This window comes from Streptomyces sp. NBC_01261, assembly GCF_036226385.1.
Taxonomy (GTDB): domain Bacteria; phylum Actinomycetota; class Actinomycetes; order Streptomycetales; family Streptomycetaceae; genus Streptomyces.
Genome location: NZ_CP108463.1, coordinates 4475667 through 4496670, shown reverse-complemented (window position 1 = coordinate 4496670; position 21004 = coordinate 4475667). Strand labels below are relative to the sequence as shown.

The following is a 21004-nucleotide window of genomic DNA, read 5'->3' as shown; positions in this document are numbered from 1 at the left end:
GCGAAGATGCCGTCCCGCATGTCCCTGGGACGAAATGGGACGAGCCGGGGCGGGATCGGTCAGCCCGTCCGACGTTTGAGGACGAGGCCCCTTCGGGGCCGATGGGGGTCCAGGGGGCGGAGCCCCCTGGAGATGGGACGGGTAGGGGCGGCGGCGAGGGCGAGCCGCATCCATCAGCGGCTCCGCCGCAGGCCCTAGGCCAGCCCAGGCCCCCGCACCGGGATGTGCGTGAACGTCGGCTCCGGCGCCGGGTTCTGGAAGAAGTCGTTGCCCTTGTCGTCGACGACGACGAACGCCGGGAAGTCCTCGACCTCGATCCTCCAGACCGCCTCCATGCCGAGCTCCTCGTACTCGACGACCTCGACCTTCTTGATGCAGTCCTGGGCGAGCCGGGCCGCGGGCCCACCGATCGACCCGAGGTAGAAGCCGCCGTGCGCGTCACACGCGTCGGTGACCTGTTTGCTCCGGTTCCCCTTGGCCAGCATCACCTTGGACCCGCCCGCCGCCTGGAACTGCTCGACGTACGAGTCCATGCGCCCGGCGGTCGTAGGCCCGAAGGACCCGGACGCGTACCCCTCAGGAGTCTTCGCGGGCCCCGCGTAGTACACCGGGTGGTCCTTCAGGTACTGGGGCATCTCCTCGCCCGCGTCCAGCCGCTCCTTGATCTTGGCGTGCGCGATGTCACGCGCCACGACGAGCGGCCCGGAGAGTGAAAGCCGGGTCTTCACCGGGTACTTGGTCAGCTCGGCGAGGATGTCGTCCATGGGCTGGTTGAGATCGATCCGCACCACGTCCGCCTCGGCGGAGTCGAGATGCTCGTCGGTCGTCTCCGGCAGGAACCGCGCCGGGTCGGTCTCCAGCTGCTCCAGGAACACACCCTCGGCGGTGATCTTCGCGACGGCCTGCCGGTCGGCGGAGCAGGACACGGCGATGGCGACGGGGCAGGAGGCGCCGTGCCGGGGCAGCCGCACGACCCGTACGTCGTGGCAGAAGTACTTGCCGCCGAACTGCGCCCCGATCCCGATCCGCTGCGTCAGCTCGAAGACCTTCTGCTCCAGGTCCTTGTCCCGGAACCCGTGCCCCAACTCCGAACCCTCGGCCGGGATCTCGTCCAGGTAGTGCGCGGAGGCGTACTTCGCGGTCTTCAGCGCGTACTCGGCGCTCGTACCGCCGACCACGATCGCCAGGTGGTACGGCGGACAGGCCGCCGTACCCAGCGAACGGATCTTCTCCTCCAGGAACTTCATCATGGAGCCCTCGTTGAGGACCGCCTTCGTCTCCTGGTAGAGGAACGACTTGTTGGCCGAGCCGCCGCCCTTCGCCATGAACAGGAACTTGTAGGCGCCGCCGTCGGTCGCGTACAGCTCGATCTGGGCGGGCAGGTTCGACCCGGTGTTCTTCTCGTCCCACATGGTCAGCGGGGCCATCTGCGAGTACCGCAGATTGAGGTTGAGGTAGGCGTCGTAGATGCCGCGCGACAGGGCGGACTCGTCCTCACCTTCGGTGAGGACGTTCTGTCCCCGCTTCCCCATGACGATCGCCGTACCGGTGTCCTGGCACATGGGCAGCACGCCGGCGGCGGCGATGTTCGCGTTCTTCAGCAGGTCCAGCGCCACGAACTTGTCGTTGTTCGACGCCTCGGGGTCGTCGATGATCCGGCGCAGCTGCGCGAGGTGGGCCGGCCGCAGGTAGTGCTGGATGTCGTGGATGGCCTCGGCGGCGAGCTTGCGCAGCGCCTCGGGCCCGACCTTGAGGAACGTCCGCCCGTCGGCCTCGAAGGTGGAGACACCCTCGGAGGTCACCAGCCGGTACGGGGTGGTGTCCTCTCCCATGGGGAGCAGATCGGTGTACGCGAACTCAGGCATGTCGCCCATTCCTCTTTCGACAGACAGCGCGGCCAGCCGCCATTGGCGGGCGTCCACCAGCGTAGAACCTGCCACTGACACGGGGCTTGTGAGGTATGGCTCAGTTCCCCAGGGTCTTCGCCAGGCCAACGTTGTCCACACCCCTAGTCGCGATCTATCGCGTTTCGGTACGCTGCTGCCGTGGACCTTCAGAAGCAGCCCGCATCCGCATCCACGGCCCCGCAGCCCGCGCCCGCCGCGACCCAGCTGCGCGCCTCGGACGCCGACCGTGACCGCATCGCCGACATCCTGCGCGAGGCCCTGGCCGAGGGTCGCCTGGACTCGGAGGAGCATGCCGAGCGGGTCGAGGGGGTGCTGAGCGCCAAGACGGTCGGCGAGCTGGAGGTCTTCATCCAGGATCTGCCGGCCGCCCATGGGCGCCGGGCGACGACCCCGTCGTACAGCCCCGCTCCGAACCGCCCGACGGAGGGCGCGATCCCGGCCGAGGCCGACGAGCACGTGGTGGCGGTGTTCAGCGCCGCGATGCGCAAGGGCCGCTGGCGCGCGGGCCGCCGGATGCACGCGTACGCCGTGTTCGGCAGCGTCGAGATCGACCTCAGCGAGGCGATCTTCGAGTACCAGCAGGTCGTCATCAAGGCGGTCTCGGTCTTCGGCAACGTCGAGATCCGCGTCCCGGAGAACGTGTCGCTGCGCGGCACCGGCGGCGGCGTCCTCGGCAACTTCGAGGTGGACACGCTGGACTCGCTGGAGCCGGACGCGCCCGTGGTCTACGTCGACGGGTGGGCCGTACTCGGAAACATCGAGGCAAAACCCAAGCGGGGCAAGCTCGTTGCGGACATTCTCGATCGGGTTCAGCGCAGGGTCGACAAGAATTTGCGCAAGCACCTGGACCGTTGACGGTTGTGAATCGGGACACATGTGGAGCTGATCGGTCCGCGCCCGCCAGGGCCTGACATCGCGCAGAAGCGCCCGAAAACCAGCGGTTCGGAACTCAGTGCATAGGCGCGCGCACAGCGGGTAGGCCTTGCTGCATCGTCTCTCGCTCGCGAAGCCGTCGTCAGGAGTAGACCGTGCTGCAACCGCCGCATTCGTCCCTGCAGGTAGCTGCTGTTCCGGCTCAGCGGGTGCCTGCGCGAGACAGGGACCAAGACGCTCCCTGGCACACCGAAGCGGTGTGCCGGCGCGACGAGGCAGGCCTGTTCTTCGCACCCTCCAAGGAACCCACCGCCGCCCGACTCTCCCGCGAGGACGCCGCGAAGCGCGTCTGCGCCCGCTGTCCGGTCATGGTCGAGTGCCGGGAGCACGCACTCCTGCAACCCGAGCCCTACGGCGTCTGGGGCGGCCTCACCGCCGCCGAACGCCGCGTGGTTCTGGCCAGGCGCCGCCGCCGCGACCTGGAACTCCAGAAGGCCCGCACGGCCGGCCGCATAGCAGCGGCAGGCTGACAGAAGGCGCCCCCTCCGCACCAGGGGGCGCCTTTTGCATTGCCGGGCAGGGCTACTCACCTCACCAGGGGTGCCTTTTGGCCACCGGCCAGGGCAACCCCCAAGGGGCGCGGGGCTGTGACATTTGCGGCTCCGCCGCGTGGGCGCGACAGGCCGCAGCGGATCCGCACCCGCCAATGGTCCGCAGCCCCCCATCCGTAGGCGCGTTACTTGGCCCGATCAAAGTCAATCGCGCTGTACGCCCGCAGCTTGCTCAGCCGGTGTTCGGAATCGATTCGCCTGACGGTCCCGGACTTGGACCGCATCACGATGGAGTCGGTCGTCGCGGTCTCCGCCCGGTAGCGAACACCCCGCAGCAACTCCCCGTCGGTGATCCCGGTGGCGACGAAGAACACGTTCTCCCCGGACACCAGGTCATCGGTGGTGAGCACCCGGTCCAGGTCATGCCCCGCGTCCAGCGCCCGCTGCCGCTCGGCATCGTCCTTCGGCCACAACTTGCCCTGGATCACACCCCCGAGGCACTTCACGGCACAGGCCGAGATGATGCCCTCGGGGGTGCCACCGATACCGAGCAGCAGATCCACGCCGGTACCTTCGCGCAGCGCCAGGATCGACCCCGCGACATCCCCGTCGGAGATCAGCTTGATCCGCGCACCGGTCTCCCGGATCTCCTTGATGATGCCGTCGTGCCGCGGCCGGTCCAGGACGACGACGGTGACGTCCTCGGGCGTGACCCGCTTGGCCTTGGCGACCCGGCGGACGTTCACCGAGATCGGCGCCTCGATGTCGACGAACTCGGCGGCCTCGGGCCCGGCGACGAGCTTGTCCATGTAGAACACGGCGGACGGGTCGAACATCGAACCCCGGTCCGCGGCGGCCAGCACGGCGATCGCGTTCGGCATGCCCTTGGCGTTGAGCGTGGTCCCGTCGATCGGGTCGACGGCGATGTCGCACTCCGGCCCGGTGCCGTCACCGACACGCTCGCCGTTGAAGAGCATCGGCGCCTCGTCCTTCTCGCCCTCGCCGATGACGACGACGCCGTTCATCGAGACGGTGGAGACGAGGGTCCGCATGGCACGCACGGCGGCACCGTCGGCGCCGTTCTTGTCACCGCGCCCGACCCAGCGGCCCGCGGCCATCGCGGCGGCTTCGGTCACCCGGACGAGTTCCAGGGCGAGGTTGCGGTCGGGGGCCTCGGAGGGGACTTCGAGTTCGGACGGCAGATGATGATGCTCGGTCATCGGAGCGCACCTTTCTGATACGACGACGGCCGGATGAGGGTATGGCCCCGACTCTATCGCCAGGCAGACAAAATGAGCAGGGGGGCCCACGGATGAGCGGACCAGGGCACCTGCGACGATAGGGACGTGGCAGGTTTGAACGGCAAGCAGAAGTCGGTCCGGGACATGATTCTCTCCCTGGGCCTGATCGGGATCGCGGCGGCGATCGTCTACGTCTTCATCCCGCACAGCGACCACGCTCCCGACATCAAGCGGGTCGACTACCGCGTGGAGCTGCTCACGGCCCGCCGCGCGGCGCCGTACGCGGTGGCGGCCCCGGAGGGCCTGTCGAAGACCTGGAAGGCGACCTCGGTCAGCTACGACGGCGCCGCGTTCGACGCCTGGCACCTCGGATTCAGTGCCCCTGGCGGACAGTACGTGCAGATAGAACAGTCGACTCAGAAGCCGGCCGACTTCGTCGACACCGCCAGCCAGGGCTCCGCCGCGACGAAGACCACCCAGGACATCGACGGCCACATGTGGACCCGCTACACCGGTGGCCGCTACGACGCGCTCGTGCTCGCGGGCAAGGGGTCGACGACGGTGGTGGCGGGCACGGGTTCGTTCGCGCAGCTGACGGAGATGGCGAAGGCGCTGCAGACGAAGTAGACGGACGGGATCGACACGTACGAGGAAGGCCCCCGGCACGGGTTTCGGTGCCGGGGGCCTTCGTCATGTCATCAGGGGGTCATCCGTCTCAGACGGTGGTGACGACCTCGTCGTAGGCCAGCCGCGGGGAGCGCGGGAACCAGGCGTCCGGGCCCGGCTTGCCGATGTTGATGACGACGAACGGGGTGTGGTCGCCGTCCAGGAACTCCTTCTGGACACCCGCGAAGTCGAGACCGGTCATCGGACCGGCGGCGAGGCCGGCGGCGCGGATGCCGATGATGAAGTACGCGGCCTGGAGGGCGGCGTTCAGCGCGGCGTTGCCCTCGCGGACCGAACGCTCGCCGAAGACGGCGTCCTTGGCCTGCGGGAAGTGCGGGAACAGGTTGGGGAGCTCCTCGTGGAACTCGTTGTCCGCGGAGAGGATCGCGACCAGCGGGGCGGCGGCGGTCTTCTTCTGGTTGCCCTCGGCGAGGTGCTGCACGAGGCGCTCGCGGGCCTCGGGGGAGCGGACCAGGGTGATGCGCAGCGGCGACTGGTTCATGGAGGTCGGGCCGTACTTGACCAGGTCGTAGATCGCCTGCACCTGCTCGTCCGTCACCGGCTCGTCGGTGAACGTGTTCGCGGTACGGGCCTCGCGGAACAGCAGGTCCTGGGCAGCGGGGTCAAGAACGAGAGACATACGAGAACTTCCTCGGATAGCCGGAAACCGGAACCGGACCGTGGTCCGGATAGGCTGACGGGACCGACCGTACGTGATGCGAGGTTCAACTTTCAACCAAATCCGGAGCGGGGTGATCCGCATCACAGGGAAACGCTGTTGGGGCTGCTTGCCAGGGGCCGGCTGTTGCTGGCGATCGGTCGGCGTTGCCGGCAGCGGGCGGCGCCGGGTATCGGCCGGCCGCCGTCACCGACGGGTGCCTACGGGCCGGCACGGCTCACTGTTCGCCACCGGCTGTCGCAACTCGCCGTCCGCTGCCGGTAGTTGCCGGCGGACCACCGGCGCAGCCAACCAGCGGTCGCCGCGACTCGCTGTCCGCCGACAGAGGGCGCTGTTCGCCGTCCGCAGCTGGTTGTCGACTGTCGATGCTCGTCATCGGCTGCCAGCCGTTGCCGACTGTTCGCCGACGCCGACGCCGACGCCGACGCCGACGCCGACGCCGACGCCGACGCCGACGCCGACAGCTGTCAGCTGCTGTGACTCGCTGTCCGCTACCGGTCGTCGGTTGCGAGCCGTTCGGCGTCGCTGTCAGCCGGCCGCCGCGACTCGCTGTCGGTCGCAGGCGGGTGCTACTTGCCGTCCGCTGCGGGTTGTCGGCCCGTTGCCAGCCATCCGCTGCCAGTCCTCGACCGCTGGCCGTTGTCGGCTCCGTGCAGGCGCGGTCAATGGGCGGCTGCTGCGGCTTGCCTTCTGCTGCCGGCGGGCGCTGAGTGTGGTTCGTTGCTTGTTGTCGGTTGTTGCGACTCGCTGTCGGCTGCCGGTTCTTGGCTGCTGGCCGTTGTCGGCTCCGCTCGGGCGCGGTCAATGGGCGGCTGCCGCGGCTTGCCTTCTGCTGCCGGCGGGCGCTGAGTGTGGTTCGTTGCTTGTTGTCGGTTGTTGCGACTCGCCGTCGGCTGCCCGTCCTTGGCTGCCGGCCGCTGTTGGCAGCGCCGTCGCTGACAAGCTGGTGGCTGCTGCTGCTCGGTGACAGCGGGTGCTACTCGCCGTCTGCCGCTGGTTGTTGGCGGTTGATTTCAGCATCTGCTGACAGTCGTCGGCCGTTGTCAGCCGTTCGCCGTTGCTGCGCCGGCTGGCTGCTGCTGCGGCTTGCTGTCCGCCGCCAGCTGCCCCTACGCGCGAGCCGTCAGCCGCTGCTGCGAGACCCCCGCACTCGCTACTCGCCGCCGTCCGCTTCTCCGGCCTCGCCCTCGTCCTCTTCCTCCGCCAGCGCCGCGTCCAGCCGGGCCCTCGCGCCGTCCAGCCAGCGGCGGCAGACCTTGGACAGTCGCTCGCCGCGCTCCCAGAGGGCGAGGGACTCCTCCAGGGTCGTGCCGCCCGCCTCCAGGCGCCGTACGACCTCGATCAGCTCGTCGCGTGCCTGCTCGTACCCGAGCGACTCTTCCGTCACCTTGCTGGTCATTCGCCCACCCTATGCATCAACAGGAACTACGCCTCGACCCGAACCGTGAACTCGCCCTCGGCGACCCGCGCGCGGAGCACCTCGTCCGCCGTTGCCTCCTCCGGGTCCCGGACGACATGGCCGTCGGCCCGCTGCAGCACCGCGTACCCGCGCTTCAGGGTGGCCGCGGGGGAGAGGGCGACCACGCGCGCGTGCGTGTGGGTCAGTTCCGAGTCGGCGCGGTCCAGGAGGTGGCCGAGGGTGCGCCGGCCGCGGTCGAGGAGGGCGGCGACGTGATCCGCGCGCTCGTCGATCATCCGGTGCGGATCCTGTATCGACGGCCGCGACAACGCCTGCGCCAGCCCGCGCTCCTCCCGGTCCACGAACGCGACCGCACACCGCCGCGCCCGGTCACGCAGCTGCCGTACGCGCTCGTACTCCTCGCCGACGTCCGGTACGACCTTCTTCGCGGCGTCGGTGGGGGTGGAGGCGCGCAGGTCGGCGACGTAGTCCAAGAGCGGGTTGTCAGGCTCGTGCCCGATCGCGGACACCACGGGGGTACGGCAGGCCGACACGGCCCGTACGAGCTGCTCGTCGGAGAACGGCAGCAGGTCCTCCACGCTGCCGCCGCCCCGCGCCACGATGATCACGTCCACCCCGTCGAGCGCGTCCAACTCCTTCACCGCCTGCACGACCTGCGGCACGGCGTGCACACCCTGCACGGGCACGTTGCGCACCTCGAAACGGACCGCGGGCCAGCGATGCCGCGCGTTCTCCAGGACGTCCCGCTCGGCCGCCGAGGCCCGCCCGCAGACCAGCCCGATCAGCTGCGGCAGGAACGGCAACGGCTTCTTCCGATCCGCCGCGAACAATCCCTCCGCGGCCAGCGACTTCTTCAACTGCTCAAGTCGCGCTAGGAGTTCACCCACCCCCACCGGCCTTATCTCGGTCGCCCGCAACGACAACTGCCCCCGCGGCGCGTACCACTCCGGCTTCGCGAGTACGACGACCCGCGCGCCCTCGCTGACGACATCGGCGACCTCGTCGAACACCTGCCGGAAGCACGTCACGCTCACCGAGATGTCGTACGACGGGTCACGCAACGTCAGAAACACGACCCCCGCACCGGGCCGCCGCGACAACTGGGTGATCTGCCCCTCGACCCACACCGCACCGAGCCGATCGATCCACCCGCCGATCAGCCGGGAGACCTCACCGACGGGGAGCGCCGCGTCCGGAGCCGTGTTGAGAGCCATGCGCCCGAGAGTAACGGCCACCTGTGACAACGGGGTCGAGGTGCGGGGTGGGGCGGGAGCCACACCTACTCGGCCCCGCCCCCACGCCGGGCAACTACTGCCGGATCGCCGCGCGCGACTGCACCGCCAGCACCACCAACCCCACCGCCAACCAGATCGCGCCCACCACCTGCGCGGTCCCGGACGCCTCCACGATCACCGCGATCGTGATCGCGGCCCCCAGCACCGGCACCAGCACGTGCCGCCACCACACCACCGGGCCGCCCCGCCGCCGTACCGCGAACCAGCCCACCACGCTCGCGTGCAGCAGCGTGAACGCGGTGAGGGCGCCGATGTCGACGACCGAGACCAGATGGTCGAGGCCGTCGTCGCGGCGGGCCGCCCAGACCGCGGCGATCAGGGTGATGACCGCCGCGGAGAGCAGGGCGACGCGCGGTACTCCGTCGTCGGTCTTCGACAAGGCGCGGGGGAGGCGTCGGTCGCGGGCCATCGCGAAGACCAGGCGGCCCGCCGCCGCCTGCCCGGCCAGGGCCGCGAACGCCGCGCCGATCGCCTTGCTGACGGCGACCAGGTTGTGCAGCCAGTTCCCGACGGAGACGTCGACGGCGTCGTAGAACGCCGTTCCTTGCTTCCCCGCGTCGGCGGCCAGCTGCGCGGACGTCGTCGGCTCCAGGAGTGCGACCAGGTACGTCTGGGCGATGAACAGCACACCGGCCAGGGCGAGGCAGAACAGCAGTGCCCTGGCGACCTTCTCGGAGCCGCCGGTGACCTCCTCCGCGAAGGTGGCCACCGCGTCGAAGCCCAGGTAGGACAGGACCGCCACCGAGACCGCGCCGATCACCGCCGACAGCGCGAACGCGCCCTGCGTGCCGTCCCCGGAGAGGGGCGACAGCCAGCCCCGTTCGGCGCCGTCGCGCGCGAGGACGACGATCGCCGACACGATGAAGATGACGAGGACGACGATCTCCATCGCGAGGACGAGGAAGCCCACGCGGGCCGCCGCACGCACACCCCAGAGGTTGAGGCAGGTCGTGATGACGACCGCCAGCGCGGTCCACACCCACCGCGAGACGTCCGGGACCAGCGCGTTCATGGCGATCCCGGAGAAGAGGTAGGCGACCGCGGGGATCAGGATGTAGTCCAGCATCGCCATCCAGCCGGCGATGAACCCGGCCTCCTTGCCGAGCCCCACGCGCGCGTAGGCGAACACCGAGCCCGCCTGGGGGACGACCCGCACCATCTGCGCGTAGCTGAACGCCGTGAACGCCATCGCGACGGTCGCCACGATGTAGACCAGCGCGACGGCACCGTGCGACTTGGCGTCCAGGGTGCCGAACACGCCGACCGGCGCCATAGGGGCGATGAACAGCAGCCCGTAGACGACGAGATCCCGGAAGCCGAGGCTGCGCCGCAGCTGGGGCCCGTCGCCGGCCGTGGTCTCCGTGTCCGCGGCCGTACCGCTGTCCCTGTCCGCCATCTCGCGTCTCCCGTACGTCGTGCCCGGCCCCCACCCCTCCCACTCCACGGCCAGTCTCCCCAAGGACGCGATCTTTGACCCGTCGAGCGCGGCCTTACGATGGGACGCATGACTGCTTCGTCTGGCCGCCGTGTCCTGCTCGCCGCCCCCCGGGGCTACTGCGCGGGTGTGGACCGCGCCGTGATCGCCGTCGAGAAAGCCCTTGAGCAGTACGGGGCTCCGATCTATGTCCGGCACGAGATCGTGCACAACAAGTACGTCGTCCAGACCCTGGAGAAGAAGGGCGCCATCTTCGTCGAGCGGACCGAGGAGGTCCCCGAGGGGAACATCGTGATGTTCTCCGCGCACGGCGTCGCGCCCGTCGTCCACGACGAGGCCAAGCAGGGCCGCCTCGCCACCATCGACGCGACCTGCCCCCTGGTGACCAAGGTCCACAAGGAAGCCGTCCGTTTCGCCAACGACGACTTCGACATCCTGCTGATCGGCCACGAGGGCCACGAAGAGGTCATCGGCACCTCCGGGGAGGCCCCCGACCACATCACCCTGGTCGACGGCCCCTCCGACGTCTCCAAGGTCGAGGTGCGGGATCCGTCCAGGGTCGTATGGCTGTCGCAGACCACCCTCTCGGTCGACGAGACCATGGAGACGGTCGATGCCCTGAAGGAGAAGTTCCCGCTGCTCATCTCCCCGCCCAGCGACGACATCTGCTACGCCACGCAGAACCGCCAGCTCGCCGTGAAGCAGATGGGCGAGGAGGCCGACCTGGTGATCGTGGTCGGTTCGAAGAACTCCTCCAACTCCGTACGGCTCGTCGAGGTCGCCAAGCTGGCCGGCTCCCGCGCCGCCTACCTGGTGGACTTCGCCGACGAGATCGAGGAGGCCTGGCTGGAGGGCGTGACCACGGTCGGCGTCACCTCGGGCGCCTCCGTGCCGGAGGTCCTGGTCGAACAGGTGTTGGAGTGGCTGTCCGGCCGCGGCTTCGAGGACGTCGAGCTGGTCAAGGCGGCCGAGGAGTCCATCACGTTCTCGCTGCCCAAGGAACTCCGCCGTGACCTGCGCGAAGAGGCGGCCGCACTGGTCGCCGAGCGCACGGGTTCCGACCGTACGGCACCCTCCGGGCAGTGACTGTCAGTCGTTCGTCGTAGCGTGGATCCATGCAGATCTTCGGCGTGGACATCGGTGGATCCGGGATCAAGGGCGCCCCTGTGGACCTGGACAAGGGCGAACTGACGGAAGAGCGGTGCAAGGTGCTGACCCCGCACCCGGCGACACCGGACGGAGTGGCCGACGGCGTGAAGGAAGTCGTCGACCACTTCGGCTGGACGGGACCGGTCGGGCTCACGTTCCCAGGTGTGGTCACCGGCGGGGCCACGATCCGTACGGCGGCGAACGTCGACAAGAGCTGGATCGACACGGACGCGGGCGCGCTGTTCAGCGACAGGCTGGGCGGCCTCCCGGTGACCGTCGTCAACGACGCGGACGCGGCGGGCGTCGCCGAGATGCACTTCGGCGCCGGCCAGGGCCGCAAGGGCACGGTCATCCTGCTGACCTTCGGCACGGGCATCGGCAGCGCCCTGTTCGTCAACGGCGTCCTGGTCCCGAACACGGAGCTGGGCCACCTCGAACTGAACGGCCACGACGCCGAGAAGAAGGCCTCCAGCAAGGCCAAGGAGGACGGCGAGCTGACGTGGGAGCACTGGGCGCACCGCGTCCAGAAGTACCTCGCCCACGTCGAGATGCTGTTCTCGCCCGAACTCTTCATCATCGGCGGCGGAGTCAGCCGCAAGGCCGACAAGTTCCTGCACTTCATCGAGGACATCAAGGCCGAGATCGTCCCGGCGCAGCTGCAGAACAACGCGGGGATCGTGGGGGCGGCGATGCATGCGGCGGGGGATGACTAGGGCCGGCTAGCGGTCAGTAGGGCTGGCTGTCGGTCGAGCTGGTCGGCGCCGGTGGAACTGGTGGAGCTGGTGGTGGGGGCTCGGCGGCGCCTGGTCGGTGCGGGTGAGGGTGCGTGGGTCTCGGTGGGCGGAGTCCGGCGGGCGTCGGCTGTGAGGCGGGGCGTCTTTGACAGGTGGGCGGAGGAAGTCCGCCGTGACCTGTGTGAAGAGGCGGCGGCACTGGTCGCCGCCGCCGGGCGTACGGGTTCGGTTGGGGTTGCACGGGCTCGGTCAGCTCGGTCAGCTCGGTCAGCTCGGACGGCCCGGTCGACGGGGGACGCTCCGCGGATGAGTCTTCGGCCCCGGAACCGACCCCGCGACCGATGCCAGGAGCGGTGGTCTCGGGACTGGTCCTGGGGCGCCCGACCTCAACCTGCCCCCGACCTCGATCTCGACCCGGGGCCAGTCTCGCGGCCGGCCCAGGGAGTCACGCCCGACGGCGACGCCTCAGCAGCCGAACCCTGCGGACCGTCGCGATGAGTCCCGCGACGAGGGTCCCGGCGTACAGCCAGCCGGCCTGGGTGGCGAGGCCGGTGAACAGGCCCATCAGCCGGTTGCCGAGGCCGCCGCTGCCGTCGGCCACCGGGAAGAGGCCGACGGCGAAGGCGATCGGTACGACGACCGGTGCGGTCAGCAGGTCGCCGCGCCGGATCCAGACCGCGGTGAGCACGCACACCGGCACGAACAGCACGCCGTACACGGTCAGCGAGGCCCCGAACAGGAACTGGTCGATGCACCCGAGCACGAACATCACGGCCGCGCAGAACAGCCCGCCGCCGAGCCCGGTGAGCCGGGGGTTCGGCAGCTGACGTACCGTCTCGGCCGCCGTGGCGTTCGGGCGTCGTACGGTCGCCGGACGGCGCTGTGCGGTGCCGCCTGTCTGCGGGCCCGGACGGGTCGTGCGGGCCGGGCCGCCGTTCGGGCCCCGGCCCGCCTGCGGGGGCAGAGGCGGGGCCCCGCGTCGTGCGCCGGGCTGTGGGGGTCGTGTCCTGTGTTGCTCCACTGGACCAACTTAGGTCGGTTTATGTGCCGAATAGGTCCTCAGACACGCCGATGGGCGGAGCTTGGCCACGTGTTCGACGCGAAGCCGGGAGGGCGCGGCTCACGCCGTAGACTGGTGGATCGGCCCCGGGGCCCGGTCTCCGCAGCCTCAGCCGGTCCCCTCCACTGCTCTCACGCCACTCACGTACGGGAAGTCGCAACGTGTCGCTCACGATCGGAATCGTCGGTCTGCCGAATGTCGGCAAGTCGACCATGTTCAACGCCCTGACCAAGAACGACGTGCTGGCGGCCAACTACCCGTTCGCCACGATCGAGCCGAACGTCGGCGTGGTCGGTGTCCCCGACGCGCGTCTGACGAAACTGGCCGAGATCTTCTCCTCGCAGAAGATCCTCCCGGCGACGGTCGACTTCGTCGACATCGCGGGCATCGTGAAGGGCGCGTCGGAGGGCGAGGGCCTGGGCAACAAGTTCCTCGCGAACATCCGTGAGTCCGACGCGATCTGCCAGGTTATCCGTGCCTTCAAGGACGAGAACGTCGTCCACGTCGACGGCAAGGTCTCGCCGAAGGACGACATCGAGACGATCAACACCGAGCTGATCCTCGCCGACCTGCAGACCATCGAGAAGGTCCTGCCGCGCCTCCAGCGCGAGTCGCGCATCAAGAAGGACATCGGCCCGAAGGTCGCGGCGGTCGAGGCGGCGCAGGAGATCCTGGAGAAGGGCGACACCCTCTTCTCGCAGGGCATCGTCCAGGGCTCCGGCAACGAGGAACTCCTGCACGACCTGCACCTGTTGACGACCAAGCCCTTCCTCTACGTCTTCAACGTCGACGAGGACGAGCTGGTGGACGAGGACTTCAAGACCGAACAGCGCGCCCTGGTCGCCCCCGCCGAGGCGATCTTCCTCAACGCCAAGCTGGAGTCGGACCTCGCCGAACTCGACGAGGAGGAGGCGATGGAGCTCCTGGAGTCGGTCGGCGTCGAGGAGCCCGGCATGACGACCCTGGCCCGCGTCGGCTTCGACACCCTCGGCCTCCAGACCTACCTCACGGCCGGCCCCAAGGAATCCCGCGCCTGGACCATCAAGAAGGGCGCCACCGCCCCCGAGGCCGCCGGCGTCATCCACACCGACTTTCAGAAGGGTTTCATCAAGGCGGAGGTCATCTCCTTCGCCGACCTGGTGGAGACGGGGTCGGTCGCCGAGGCACGGGCCAAGGGGAAGGCTCGTATGGAGGGCAAGGACTATGTGATGCAGGACGGGGACGTGGTGGAGTTCCGGTTCAACGTGTAGCCGTGTGCGTCGTTTACGCCGTGTGCTTCTGCGCGTGACTGCTGGTCGAGCGTGCAGGTCGGACGAGGTCGGAAGAGGTCGGACTCCGTGGAGTTCGACCTCTTCGTTGTCACCGGGCTGGATGGGTGGACGGGTGGACGGGTGGACGGGTACTGGAAGGCCTTCCGCTTTTTATCGTAAAAGTGATTAATTCTGTTTTGTTTTCCTGTGAGGGTTTCCTTCGCTTCACCCGTAAACAAGGGTGAAGGGTGGAGGGCGCATGGATGCGAAAAACAGATTCGAGACGAGAACCACCTTCCTGCTGCTGCGCTTGGAATGGCTGGGTGGCCTGGTCGTGTGTGCGGTGCTTGCCGTGTGGCATTTTTCGGAGATTCGGTGGGGGGTGTTTGTCGCCCTCTTCGTCGTCATCGATGTCGTTGGTTATCTCCCCGGCGCGCTGGCCTTTCGGAGGAGTCGGGGTGGGTGTATCTCGCGGTGGTACTTCGTGGCGTACAACACCATGCACAGCCTGGTGACCGCGGGTGTCGTCGCCGGGGTGTGGGCAGTGCTGGTGGAGCCGGAGTGGGCGTTGCTCGCTCTTCCTCTGCATCTGTTGGGGGACCGTGCTCTGTTCGGGAATTCACTCAAGCCGTTCGGGGTGCTTTTTGAACCGGAGCCGCATCCGGCGTACGTCGAATTCGAGCGGGCGTACTCGCATTCGACCGGAATTCATTCCGAGGAGTCCCGGAGGGGTGTCGATGCCGTCCGTCTTTGAGACCCTGGTCCGGCACAGTGACAATCCGAGTTCTTTTCTTGCCCTCAATCAGGGCAATGAATACTTCCGGGATCCGCGTTTCGACGGCACCTGCGTCTATCGGCGGTCGGGGCGTCACCTGCTGCAGTTCGCGGGACCCTTCGCGGCCGAGGAGCAGCGTGCGGGACTGCTGGACGCCTTCGCCGCGCAGGCCCGGCCGCGACGGCTGGTGGCCGTACAACTGCAGCGGGCGGACGCCGAGTTGTACGGGGCGCACGGGTTCACGGTGAATCAGCTGGGGGCGTCGTACGCGGTCGACCTGGCCCGGTTCACGCTGCGCGGATCGGCCTTTGTACGGCTGCGGAACAAGATATCCAGGGCCCGGCGCGCCGGTCTTGAGGTGGTCGAGGCCCCCTCCGTGGCCGACGACGAGGTGCGGAGCGAACTGGATCTGATCGACCGGGCCTGGCTGCGGGGCAAGGGCGGGGCCAAGGAGCTGCGGTTCCTGGTGGGGGAGCGGACCGGGGTGGCCCAGCGGCACCGGCGGTTGTTCGTGGGGCGGATCGGCGGGGTGGCCGTCGGGTACATCAGTTACTCGCCGGTGTTCGGCAGCCGGCCGGGCTGGCTCCACGACCTCAGCCGGCGTTCGCCGGACGCTCCGCCCGGGGTGATGGAGGCGCTGAACGCGACCGCGATGGAGCGGATGTCGGCCGACGGCGCGGGCTGGCTGCACTTCGGCTTCACGCCGTTCACCGGTCTCTCCGACGAGCACGAACTGCCGTGTGCGAGCCGTACTTTCACGCGTTGCGTGCGGTTGCTCGCCCAGCACGGCGAGCGGATCTACCCGGCCGCCGCGCAGCTTGAGTACAAGCGGAAATGGGCGCCCCATGTGGTGCTGCCCGAGTACATCGCCTTTCAGGGGCGGCCCGGGCTTTCGGCGGTGTGGCAGTTGTTGCGGGCCACGCGGGCGTTGTAGGGCCGGCCCGGGTGCTGTAGAGCCGACCCGGGTGCTGGACGGCAGGCCCGGGTGCCGTAGGGCAGGCCGGGCGACCAGCCTCGCCTGTTCGGCCAGCCCTGCCTGTCCTGCCCGTCCTGCGAGTCGGCCGGTCCTGTCTGTCCCACCCGTCCCGCCGGTCCCGCCGGTCCGGCGTGTTCGACCCGTCCTGCCGGTTCCGCCGTCCGACCAGTCTCGCCTGTCTGACCTGTCTGACCTGTCCTGCGAGTCCCGCCGTCCGACCCGTCCTGCCAGTTCGGCTGGCCCCGCTGGTCCGACTGTTCCCGCCGGTCCTGCCGGTCCCGTCATTCCCGCCACCCGTCATTCCCGTCCGCCGGACGGGGTTCAGCGCGACCGGGTCGTCCCGGAGCAGGGGAGCACATGAGGTTTCTGGAGCGCGAACGCGCCGTACTGACGAAGTTGCTGCCGGGGCTCGACGAGAGTCTGCGGGCGGTGCCGCTCTTGGAGTTGGAGAGTTCGCGCAGCCCCGGTATCGGGCTCTTCCGCGACAGTGGTGGTCCGGGGCTTGTGGTGCCGGTCTCCTGCAAGGGGAAGGGCGCCAGCGCGCTGGACGCCCTGCGGGTGCAGCGTGCGCTGGGCAGCAGGTCGCCGTCCCTGGCGGTGGCCACCACGATGCACCACTTCTCCATGGCCACCCTGGTCGGTCTGGTCACCGACGGCGAGGGACTGGAGTGGATGCTCGTCGAAGGGGTGGCCTCCGGCAACCGCCTGGTTGCCTCCGGCTTCGCCGAGGGGCGGCCTGGCGCCGGCATCCTCTCCCCGTCGATGACCGCCGCAGTGGGACCCGACGGGGTGCGGATCAGCGGGGTGAAGCGGCCGTGCAGCCTTGCCCGGTCCATGGATCTGCTCACCGCCAGTGTGCTGGTACCCGGTGAGCGGGGGGCGCGTGACGAGCTGGCGGTGGCGCTGGTGCCTGCCGAGAGCGAGGGCGTGAGTGTCAGCGGTTTCTGGTCCAGTTCCTTTTTGTCGGGAGCGGAGAGCGATCAAGTCACCCTCACGGATGTGCTCGTACCGCCGGAACTGCTGCTGCGGACCTCGGGTTCGGAGGGGCGCCTGGACGAACTGCAGACCGCGGGGCTGGTCTGGTTCGAGCTGCTGATGACGGGGAGTTATCTCGGGGTCGCCAGTGCGCTGGTGGAGCGGGTGTTGCTCAACGAGCGGGTGCCCGAGTCCGAGCGGGTCCGGCTGCTGGTGGAGGCCGAGGGTGCGATGGCCGCCGCGGAGGGTGTTGCCCGCCGGCTCGACGAGGGCTGCCCGGACGAGTCGACGCTCGCCGACTCGCTGTTCGTGCGGTACTGCGTGCAGGACGCCCTTGCCCGCATCGTTCCGCGGGCGGTGGAGTTGCTCGGCGGCCTCAACTTCATGAGCTCGGACGAGGTCGGACACCTCGCGGCCTGCGCCAACGGGCTGTCCCTGCACCCGCCGGCCCGGTCCAGGATGACCGGCCCGCTGGCGGCCCACCTGGCGGACGGCCCGCTCACCGTCGCCTGATCCGGTCCCGGGCCCCGGTTCCGACTCCGGTCCCGACCTTGTCCCCGACTCCGGTTCCGACTCCGGTCCCGACCTTGTCCCCGACTCCGGTTCCGACTCCGGTCCCGACCTTGTCCCCGACTCCGGTTCCGACTCCGGTCCCGACTCCGGTCCCGACCCCGGTCCCGACCCTGGTCCCGCCCCCGACCCAGACCCCGACCCCGACCCCGGTCCCGCCCCCGACCCCGCCCCCGGATCCGACCCCGGTCCCGCCCCCGGATCCGGTCGCGGTCCCGGTCGCGGTCCCGGACACGACTCCTCACGCCCCCACGACCGCCTCCCACCCCACCCCAACACCCCCCACCCGATGGGAGTTTCCGAACCATGCCGCCAGAACCCACCGGCCCGTCCCGCCCTCGGAACCAACGCCCTACTCTGCTGCTCACCGGCGCGGCGGGCGTACTCGGCCAAGCCCTGATCGACGAGCTCTGCGACGACTACGACCTGATCTGCCTGCGCCACCGGGCACCGCTGGACGACCCCCGGGTACGGGAGGTGACGGCGGACCTGAGAGCCCTCGGTCTGGGGCTCTCCGCCGCCCAACGGCTGGACCTCGCCGCCGAGGTGGACGTGGTGGTGCACTCCGCCGCGGCCACCAACTGGCGGCTGGCCCCGGCCGACATCTGGCGCACCAACCTCGACGGCACCCGGTCGATGCTCGACCTGGCGGCCCGCGCCGACGCGCCCTTCTTCTACATGAGCACCGCCTTCGTGGCGAACCCGCTCGCGCCCGAGGAGCAGGAGCGCTTTCCCGGGGCAGCGGCGTACCTCGCCTCCAAGACGGCGGCTGAGGAAGTCGTACGGTCGGCCGAGGTTCCCGGGGTCATCCTGCGGCCGTCCCTGGTCATGGGTGACTCGTCCACCGGCCGGATCGCCCGGGTGCAGGGGCTGACCCGGGCGTTGGGAGGGATCGTCAAGGGACAGGTACCGGTGCTGCCCGGCTCGCCCGGGACACGGATCGACATGGTGCCGCAGGACGTGGTGGCCCGTGCGGTGGGCGACCTGGTCAGGTCCGGTGTCGCCCAGGGCGAGTACTGGCTGACCGCCGGGCGCGAGGCCATTCTGCAGCGGGAGGTCGTCGACATCTGCCTGGAGTTCGCCGGACACCACGGTGAACGCCCGCACCCGCCGCGGCTGATCCCCGTGGAAGCGGTGCACCGGCTGCTGCTTCCGCTGCTGGAGGGGCCGTCCTTCCCCGCGCTGGTGCGGCGCCGGCTCCAGGACTACGCCGAGCTGTTGCTCGTCTTCCAACGGGAGTTGCCCTTCGCGTCCGACCTGGGCACCCCGCACTGCGGTACGGCCCCGACCCGCGCCGCGATCCGTTCGGCGCTGGCGCGCAACGTGGAGTGCTGGGCCACCGGGCGAGGGGGCCTGCGCCGTTCGCGGACGACTCAGACACCGGCTGCTCAGACCCCGACGGAGCTGGCGTCATGACCGCCGCGGAGGTGGAGGCCCACGCCACCGTAGGAGTGGCCGCTCCTGCCGCCGTGGAGATGGCTGTTCACGCGCCCGCAGGGGCAGCCGATCCCGCCCCCGTTGAGATGGCCGCCCCCGCCGCCGTAGAGACGGCTGTTCACGCCCCCGCAGAAGCGGTCGCTTCCGCCCCTGTAGGGATGGCCGCTCCGGCCGGCGCAGAGATGGCCGCTCCCGCCACCAGTGAGGTGGGTGCTCCAGCCCCCGCAGAGACGGCCGTTCCCGCCACCGCGGAGATGGCTGCTCCCGCCCTCGTTGGGGTGGCCGCTCCCGCCGCTGTAGAGGTGGAGGCTTCTGCCCCCGCAAGGGTGGCTGCTCTCGCCACCGCAGAGAGGGATGTTCCCGCCCCCGCAGGAGTGGCCGTTCCGGTCGGTGCAGAGGTGGCTCCGCCCGCCGCCGCGGGGACGGCTGCTCACGCCCCCGTGGAGATGCCCGCTCCCGCCGCCGCGGAGAAGGCCGCTCCCGCCACCAGTGAGGTGGGTGCTCCAGCCCCCGCAGAGACGGCCGTTCCCGCCACCGCGGAGATGGCTGCTCCCGCCCTCGTTGGGGTGGCCGCTCCCGCCGCTGTAGAGGTGGCGGCTTCTGCCCCCGCAAGGGTGGCTGCTCTCGCCACCGCAGAGAGGGATGTTCCCGCCCTCGCAGGAGTGGCCGTTCCGGTCGGTGCAGAGGTGGCTTCGCCCGCCGCCGTAGATACAGCCGCTCCAGCCACCGTGAAAACGGCCGCTCCCCCCACCGCAGAGACCGCCACCCCCACCCCACCACCCCCCAACACGGCCGAGCTCTACCGCCGCCACCTCGGTACCGGCCGCGCCGTCATGGGTACCGTGCTCGGCGGCATGGCCGAGGTGTACTCCGAGGGCGCCTGGGTGTCCACCGATGACGGGCGTCGTTACCTGGACTTCGGGGGTTACGGCGTCTTCATCCTGGGGCATCGGCATCCAGCCGTACTTGAGGCCGTGCAGCGGCAGTTGGACGCGCATCCGTTGGCCACCCGGGTGTTCCTGGAGCCCGTTGCCGCGCGGGCCGCCGCCGCGCTGGCCGCTCGTACCCCGGCGGGGCTCGACCACGTGCACTTCGTCAACTCCGGTGCCGAGGCCACCGAAGCGGGGCTGAAGCTGGCCCGTGCGCATGGGCGCAACGCGCTGGTGACCACTGTGTCCGGGTACCACGGGAAGACCCTGGGGGCGCTGAGCGTCACCGCCAACTCCCTTTACCAACAGGCCTTTGAGCCGTTGCTGCCAGATACCGAGCAGGTCGCGTACGGGGACCTGGCCGAGCTGGAGGCGGCACTCCGTGAGCGTCGCGACCGGGCCTGCGTGATCCTCGAACCGGTGCAGGGCGAGGGCGGGGTGCGCATTCCGCCGCCCGGTTATCTGGCGGGGGCGGCCGGGCTGTGTCGGGCCTACGGCGCCTTCCTGATCGTGGACGAGGTGCAGACCGGGCTGGGGCGGCTCGGCACCTGGTGGGGTGTGGACGCCGAGGGTGTCGTGCCCGATGTTCTCCTCGTCGGGAAGGGGTTGAGCGGCGGTGTCGTACCGGTGGCCGCGATGGTGGCGACCAAGGACGCTTACCGTCCGTTCTCCCGCGATCCCTATCTCCACACCTCCACCTTCGGCGCCTCGCCGATCGCCTGTGCGGCGGCGCTGGCGGCGGTGGAGACGATCGACCGTGAGGACATCGTGGGGCGGGCCGCCACGCTCGGCCGGCACCTGCTGGGGGGAGTTGTGGAGGCCTGCGCCCCTTACCGGGAACGCCTCGTGCACGAGGTGCGTGGCAGGGGACTGCTGATCGGTATCGAGTTCGCGCGGGCGCAGGCCGTCGGCGAGACGCTGCTGGAGCTGGTGAGCCGCGGGGTCCTGGTCAACCACTCGCTCAACTCCACGCGGGTTCTGCGGCTGACGCCCCCGGCGATCGCCGACGCCGACGAGGTCCAGCTCTTCCTGGACGCCCTCGTCGAAGCCCTGCGGGCCGTGCACACCCGCCTCGCCTGACC

Annotated in this window: 18 protein-coding genes; 11 read left to right on the top strand and 7 right to left on the bottom strand. The window is 69.8% G+C overall.

All coding sequences use genetic code 11. The features are described from left to right. Positions 1-194: 194 nt before the first annotated feature. Positions 195-1865, bottom strand: coding sequence for a fumarate hydratase (locus OG226_RS19375; protein WP_328679479.1), 1671 nt, complete (start codon positions 1863-1865; stop codon positions 195-197). A gap of 180 nt (positions 1866-2045) precedes the next feature. Between OG226_RS19375 and OG226_RS19370 the strand changes: the two genes are divergently transcribed. Together OG226_RS19370 and OG226_RS19365 are read left to right on the top strand one after the other, a co-directional pair. Then, a complete protein-coding gene (locus tag OG226_RS19370; RefSeq protein ID WP_329349575.1) occupies positions 2046-2762 on the top strand; it encodes a DUF1707 SHOCT-like domain-containing protein in 717 nt (238 codons plus the stop codon). Positions 2763-2935: 173 nt separating this feature from the next. Continuing rightward, positions 2936-3310 carry a WhiB family transcriptional regulator gene (locus OG226_RS19365; protein WP_328679476.1) on the top strand — a complete coding sequence of 125 codons (375 nt, stop codon included), beginning with the start codon at positions 2936-2938 and terminating at the stop codon, positions 3308-3310. A gap of 206 nt (positions 3311-3516) precedes the next feature. On the opposite strand, the gene glpX is transcribed toward OG226_RS19365, so the two are convergent. Then, the gene (glpX, locus tag OG226_RS19360) at positions 3517-4551 is read right to left on the bottom strand and encodes a class II fructose-bisphosphatase (RefSeq protein WP_033286599.1); all 1035 of its coding nucleotides are present in this window, start codon (positions 4549-4551) and stop codon (positions 3517-3519) included. A gap of 126 nt (positions 4552-4677) precedes the next feature. On the opposite strand from glpX, the gene OG226_RS19355 reads away from it, so the two are divergent. After that, the gene (locus OG226_RS19355) at positions 4678-5199 is read left to right on the top strand and encodes a DUF4245 domain-containing protein (RefSeq protein WP_329349574.1); all 522 of its coding nucleotides are present in this window, start codon (positions 4678-4680) and stop codon (positions 5197-5199) included. An 88-nt stretch (positions 5200-5287) separates the two neighbouring features. Here the strand turns inward: OG226_RS19355 and OG226_RS19350 are convergent, their stop codons facing one another. From OG226_RS19350 to OG226_RS19335, 4 genes are all read right to left on the bottom strand, one after another. Continuing rightward, a complete protein-coding gene (locus OG226_RS19350) occupies positions 5288-5878 on the bottom strand; it encodes a malonic semialdehyde reductase (protein WP_327401577.1) in 591 nt (196 codons plus the stop codon). Between the two features lie 1192 nt (positions 5879-7070). Then, positions 7071-7316, bottom strand: a complete 246-nt coding sequence (locus OG226_RS19345; protein ID WP_329349573.1) for an exodeoxyribonuclease VII small subunit — start codon at positions 7314-7316, stop codon at positions 7071-7073. Between the two features lie 26 nt (positions 7317-7342). Next, positions 7343-8551, bottom strand: a complete 1209-nt coding sequence (gene xseA / locus OG226_RS19340; protein ID WP_328679464.1) for an exodeoxyribonuclease VII large subunit — start codon at positions 8549-8551, stop codon at positions 7343-7345. Positions 8552-8645: 94 nt separating this feature from the next. Further along, the gene (locus OG226_RS19335; RefSeq protein ID WP_328679462.1) at positions 8646-10028 is read right to left on the bottom strand and encodes an APC family permease; all 1383 of its coding nucleotides are present in this window, start codon (positions 10026-10028) and stop codon (positions 8646-8648) included. A gap of 99 nt (positions 10029-10127) precedes the next feature. On the opposite strand from OG226_RS19335, the gene OG226_RS19330 reads away from it, so the two are divergent. Together OG226_RS19330 and ppgK are read left to right on the top strand one after the other, a co-directional pair. Then, on the top strand, positions 10128-11153 hold the full coding sequence (locus OG226_RS19330) for a 4-hydroxy-3-methylbut-2-enyl diphosphate reductase (RefSeq protein WP_328679460.1): 1026 nt from the start codon (positions 10128-10130) through the stop codon (positions 11151-11153). 29 nt (positions 11154-11182) lie between these two features. After that, on the top strand, positions 11183-11929 hold the full coding sequence (ppgK, locus tag OG226_RS19325) for a polyphosphate--glucose phosphotransferase (protein ID WP_327401571.1): 747 nt from the start codon (positions 11183-11185) through the stop codon (positions 11927-11929). A 466-nt stretch (positions 11930-12395) separates the two neighbouring features. Here ppgK and OG226_RS19320 read toward each other — a convergent pair whose 3' ends face one another. After that, a complete protein-coding gene (locus OG226_RS19320) occupies positions 12396-12971 on the bottom strand; it encodes a DUF6542 domain-containing protein (RefSeq protein WP_328679454.1) in 576 nt (191 codons plus the stop codon). Between the two features lie 200 nt (positions 12972-13171). On the opposite strand from OG226_RS19320, the gene ychF reads away from it, so the two are divergent. The 6 genes from ychF to OG226_RS19290 all read left to right on the top strand — a co-directional run bounded on the left by ychF (position 13172) and on the right by OG226_RS19290 (position 21002). Further along, positions 13172-14260, top strand: a complete 1089-nt coding sequence (gene ychF, locus OG226_RS19315; RefSeq protein ID WP_328679453.1) for a redox-regulated ATPase YchF — start codon at positions 13172-13174, stop codon at positions 14258-14260. A gap of 259 nt (positions 14261-14519) precedes the next feature. Next, a complete protein-coding gene (locus OG226_RS19310; protein ID WP_329349572.1) occupies positions 14520-15014 on the top strand; it encodes a hypothetical protein in 495 nt (164 codons plus the stop codon). Then, the gene (locus tag OG226_RS19305) at positions 14998-15969 is read left to right on the top strand and encodes a bifunctional lysylphosphatidylglycerol flippase/synthetase MprF (protein WP_328679450.1); all 972 of its coding nucleotides are present in this window, start codon (positions 14998-15000) and stop codon (positions 15967-15969) included. The genes OG226_RS19310 and OG226_RS19305 overlap by 17 nt, the downstream gene beginning before the upstream one ends. A 399-nt stretch (positions 15970-16368) precedes the next feature. Next, the gene (locus OG226_RS19300; protein WP_328679447.1) at positions 16369-17499 is read left to right on the top strand and encodes an acyl-CoA dehydrogenase family protein; all 1131 of its coding nucleotides are present in this window, start codon (positions 16369-16371) and stop codon (positions 17497-17499) included. Positions 17500-17862: 363 nt separating this feature from the next. Continuing rightward, positions 17863-18972 (top strand): SDR family oxidoreductase, encoded by a 1110-nt coding sequence (locus OG226_RS19295; RefSeq protein ID WP_329349571.1) that lies wholly within the window; start codon positions 17863-17865, stop codon positions 18970-18972. Positions 18973-19826: 854 nt separating this feature from the next. Continuing rightward, positions 19827-21002 (top strand): aspartate aminotransferase family protein, encoded by a 1176-nt coding sequence (locus OG226_RS19290; protein WP_443067002.1) that lies wholly within the window; start codon positions 19827-19829, stop codon positions 21000-21002. The last annotated feature ends 2 nt before the right edge of the window (positions 21003-21004 follow it).

Excerpts from the sequence above, each read along its gene's own strand:
- OG226_RS19310 (WP_329349572.1), top strand. The coding sequence starts at position 14,520 with ATGGATGCGAAAAACAGATTCGAGACGAGAACCACCTTCCTGCTGCTG.
- OG226_RS19300 (WP_328679447.1), top strand. The coding sequence starts at position 16,369 with ATGAGGTTTCTGGAGCGCGAACGCGCCGTACTGACGAAGTTGCTGCCG.
- OG226_RS19375 (WP_328679479.1), bottom strand. The coding sequence starts at position 1,865 with ATGCCTGAGTTCGCGTACACCGATCTGCTCCCCATGGGAGAGGACACC.
- OG226_RS19305 (WP_328679450.1), top strand. The coding sequence starts at position 14,998 with ATGCCGTCCGTCTTTGAGACCCTGGTCCGGCACAGTGACAATCCGAGT.
- glpX (WP_033286599.1), bottom strand. The coding sequence starts at position 4,551 with ATGACCGAGCATCATCATCTGCCGTCCGAACTCGAAGTCCCCTCCGAG.
- OG226_RS19345 (WP_329349573.1), bottom strand. The coding sequence starts at position 7,316 with ATGACCAGCAAGGTGACGGAAGAGTCGCTCGGGTACGAGCAGGCACGC.
- OG226_RS19290 (WP_443067002.1), top strand. The coding sequence starts at position 19,827 with ATGGGTACCGTGCTCGGCGGCATGGCCGAGGTGTACTCCGAGGGCGCC.
- xseA (WP_328679464.1), bottom strand. The coding sequence starts at position 8,551 with ATGGCTCTCAACACGGCTCCGGACGCGGCGCTCCCCGTCGGTGAGGTC.
- OG226_RS19295 (WP_329349571.1), top strand. The coding sequence starts at position 17,863 with ATGCCGCCAGAACCCACCGGCCCGTCCCGCCCTCGGAACCAACGCCCT.
- OG226_RS19350 (WP_327401577.1), bottom strand. The coding sequence starts at position 5,878 with ATGTCTCTCGTTCTTGACCCCGCTGCCCAGGACCTGCTGTTCCGCGAG.
- OG226_RS19335 (WP_328679462.1), bottom strand. The coding sequence starts at position 10,028 with ATGGCGGACAGGGACAGCGGTACGGCCGCGGACACGGAGACCACGGCC.
- OG226_RS19330 (WP_328679460.1), top strand. The coding sequence starts at position 10,128 with ATGGGACGCATGACTGCTTCGTCTGGCCGCCGTGTCCTGCTCGCCGCC.
- ppgK (WP_327401571.1), top strand. The coding sequence starts at position 11,183 with ATGCAGATCTTCGGCGTGGACATCGGTGGATCCGGGATCAAGGGCGCC.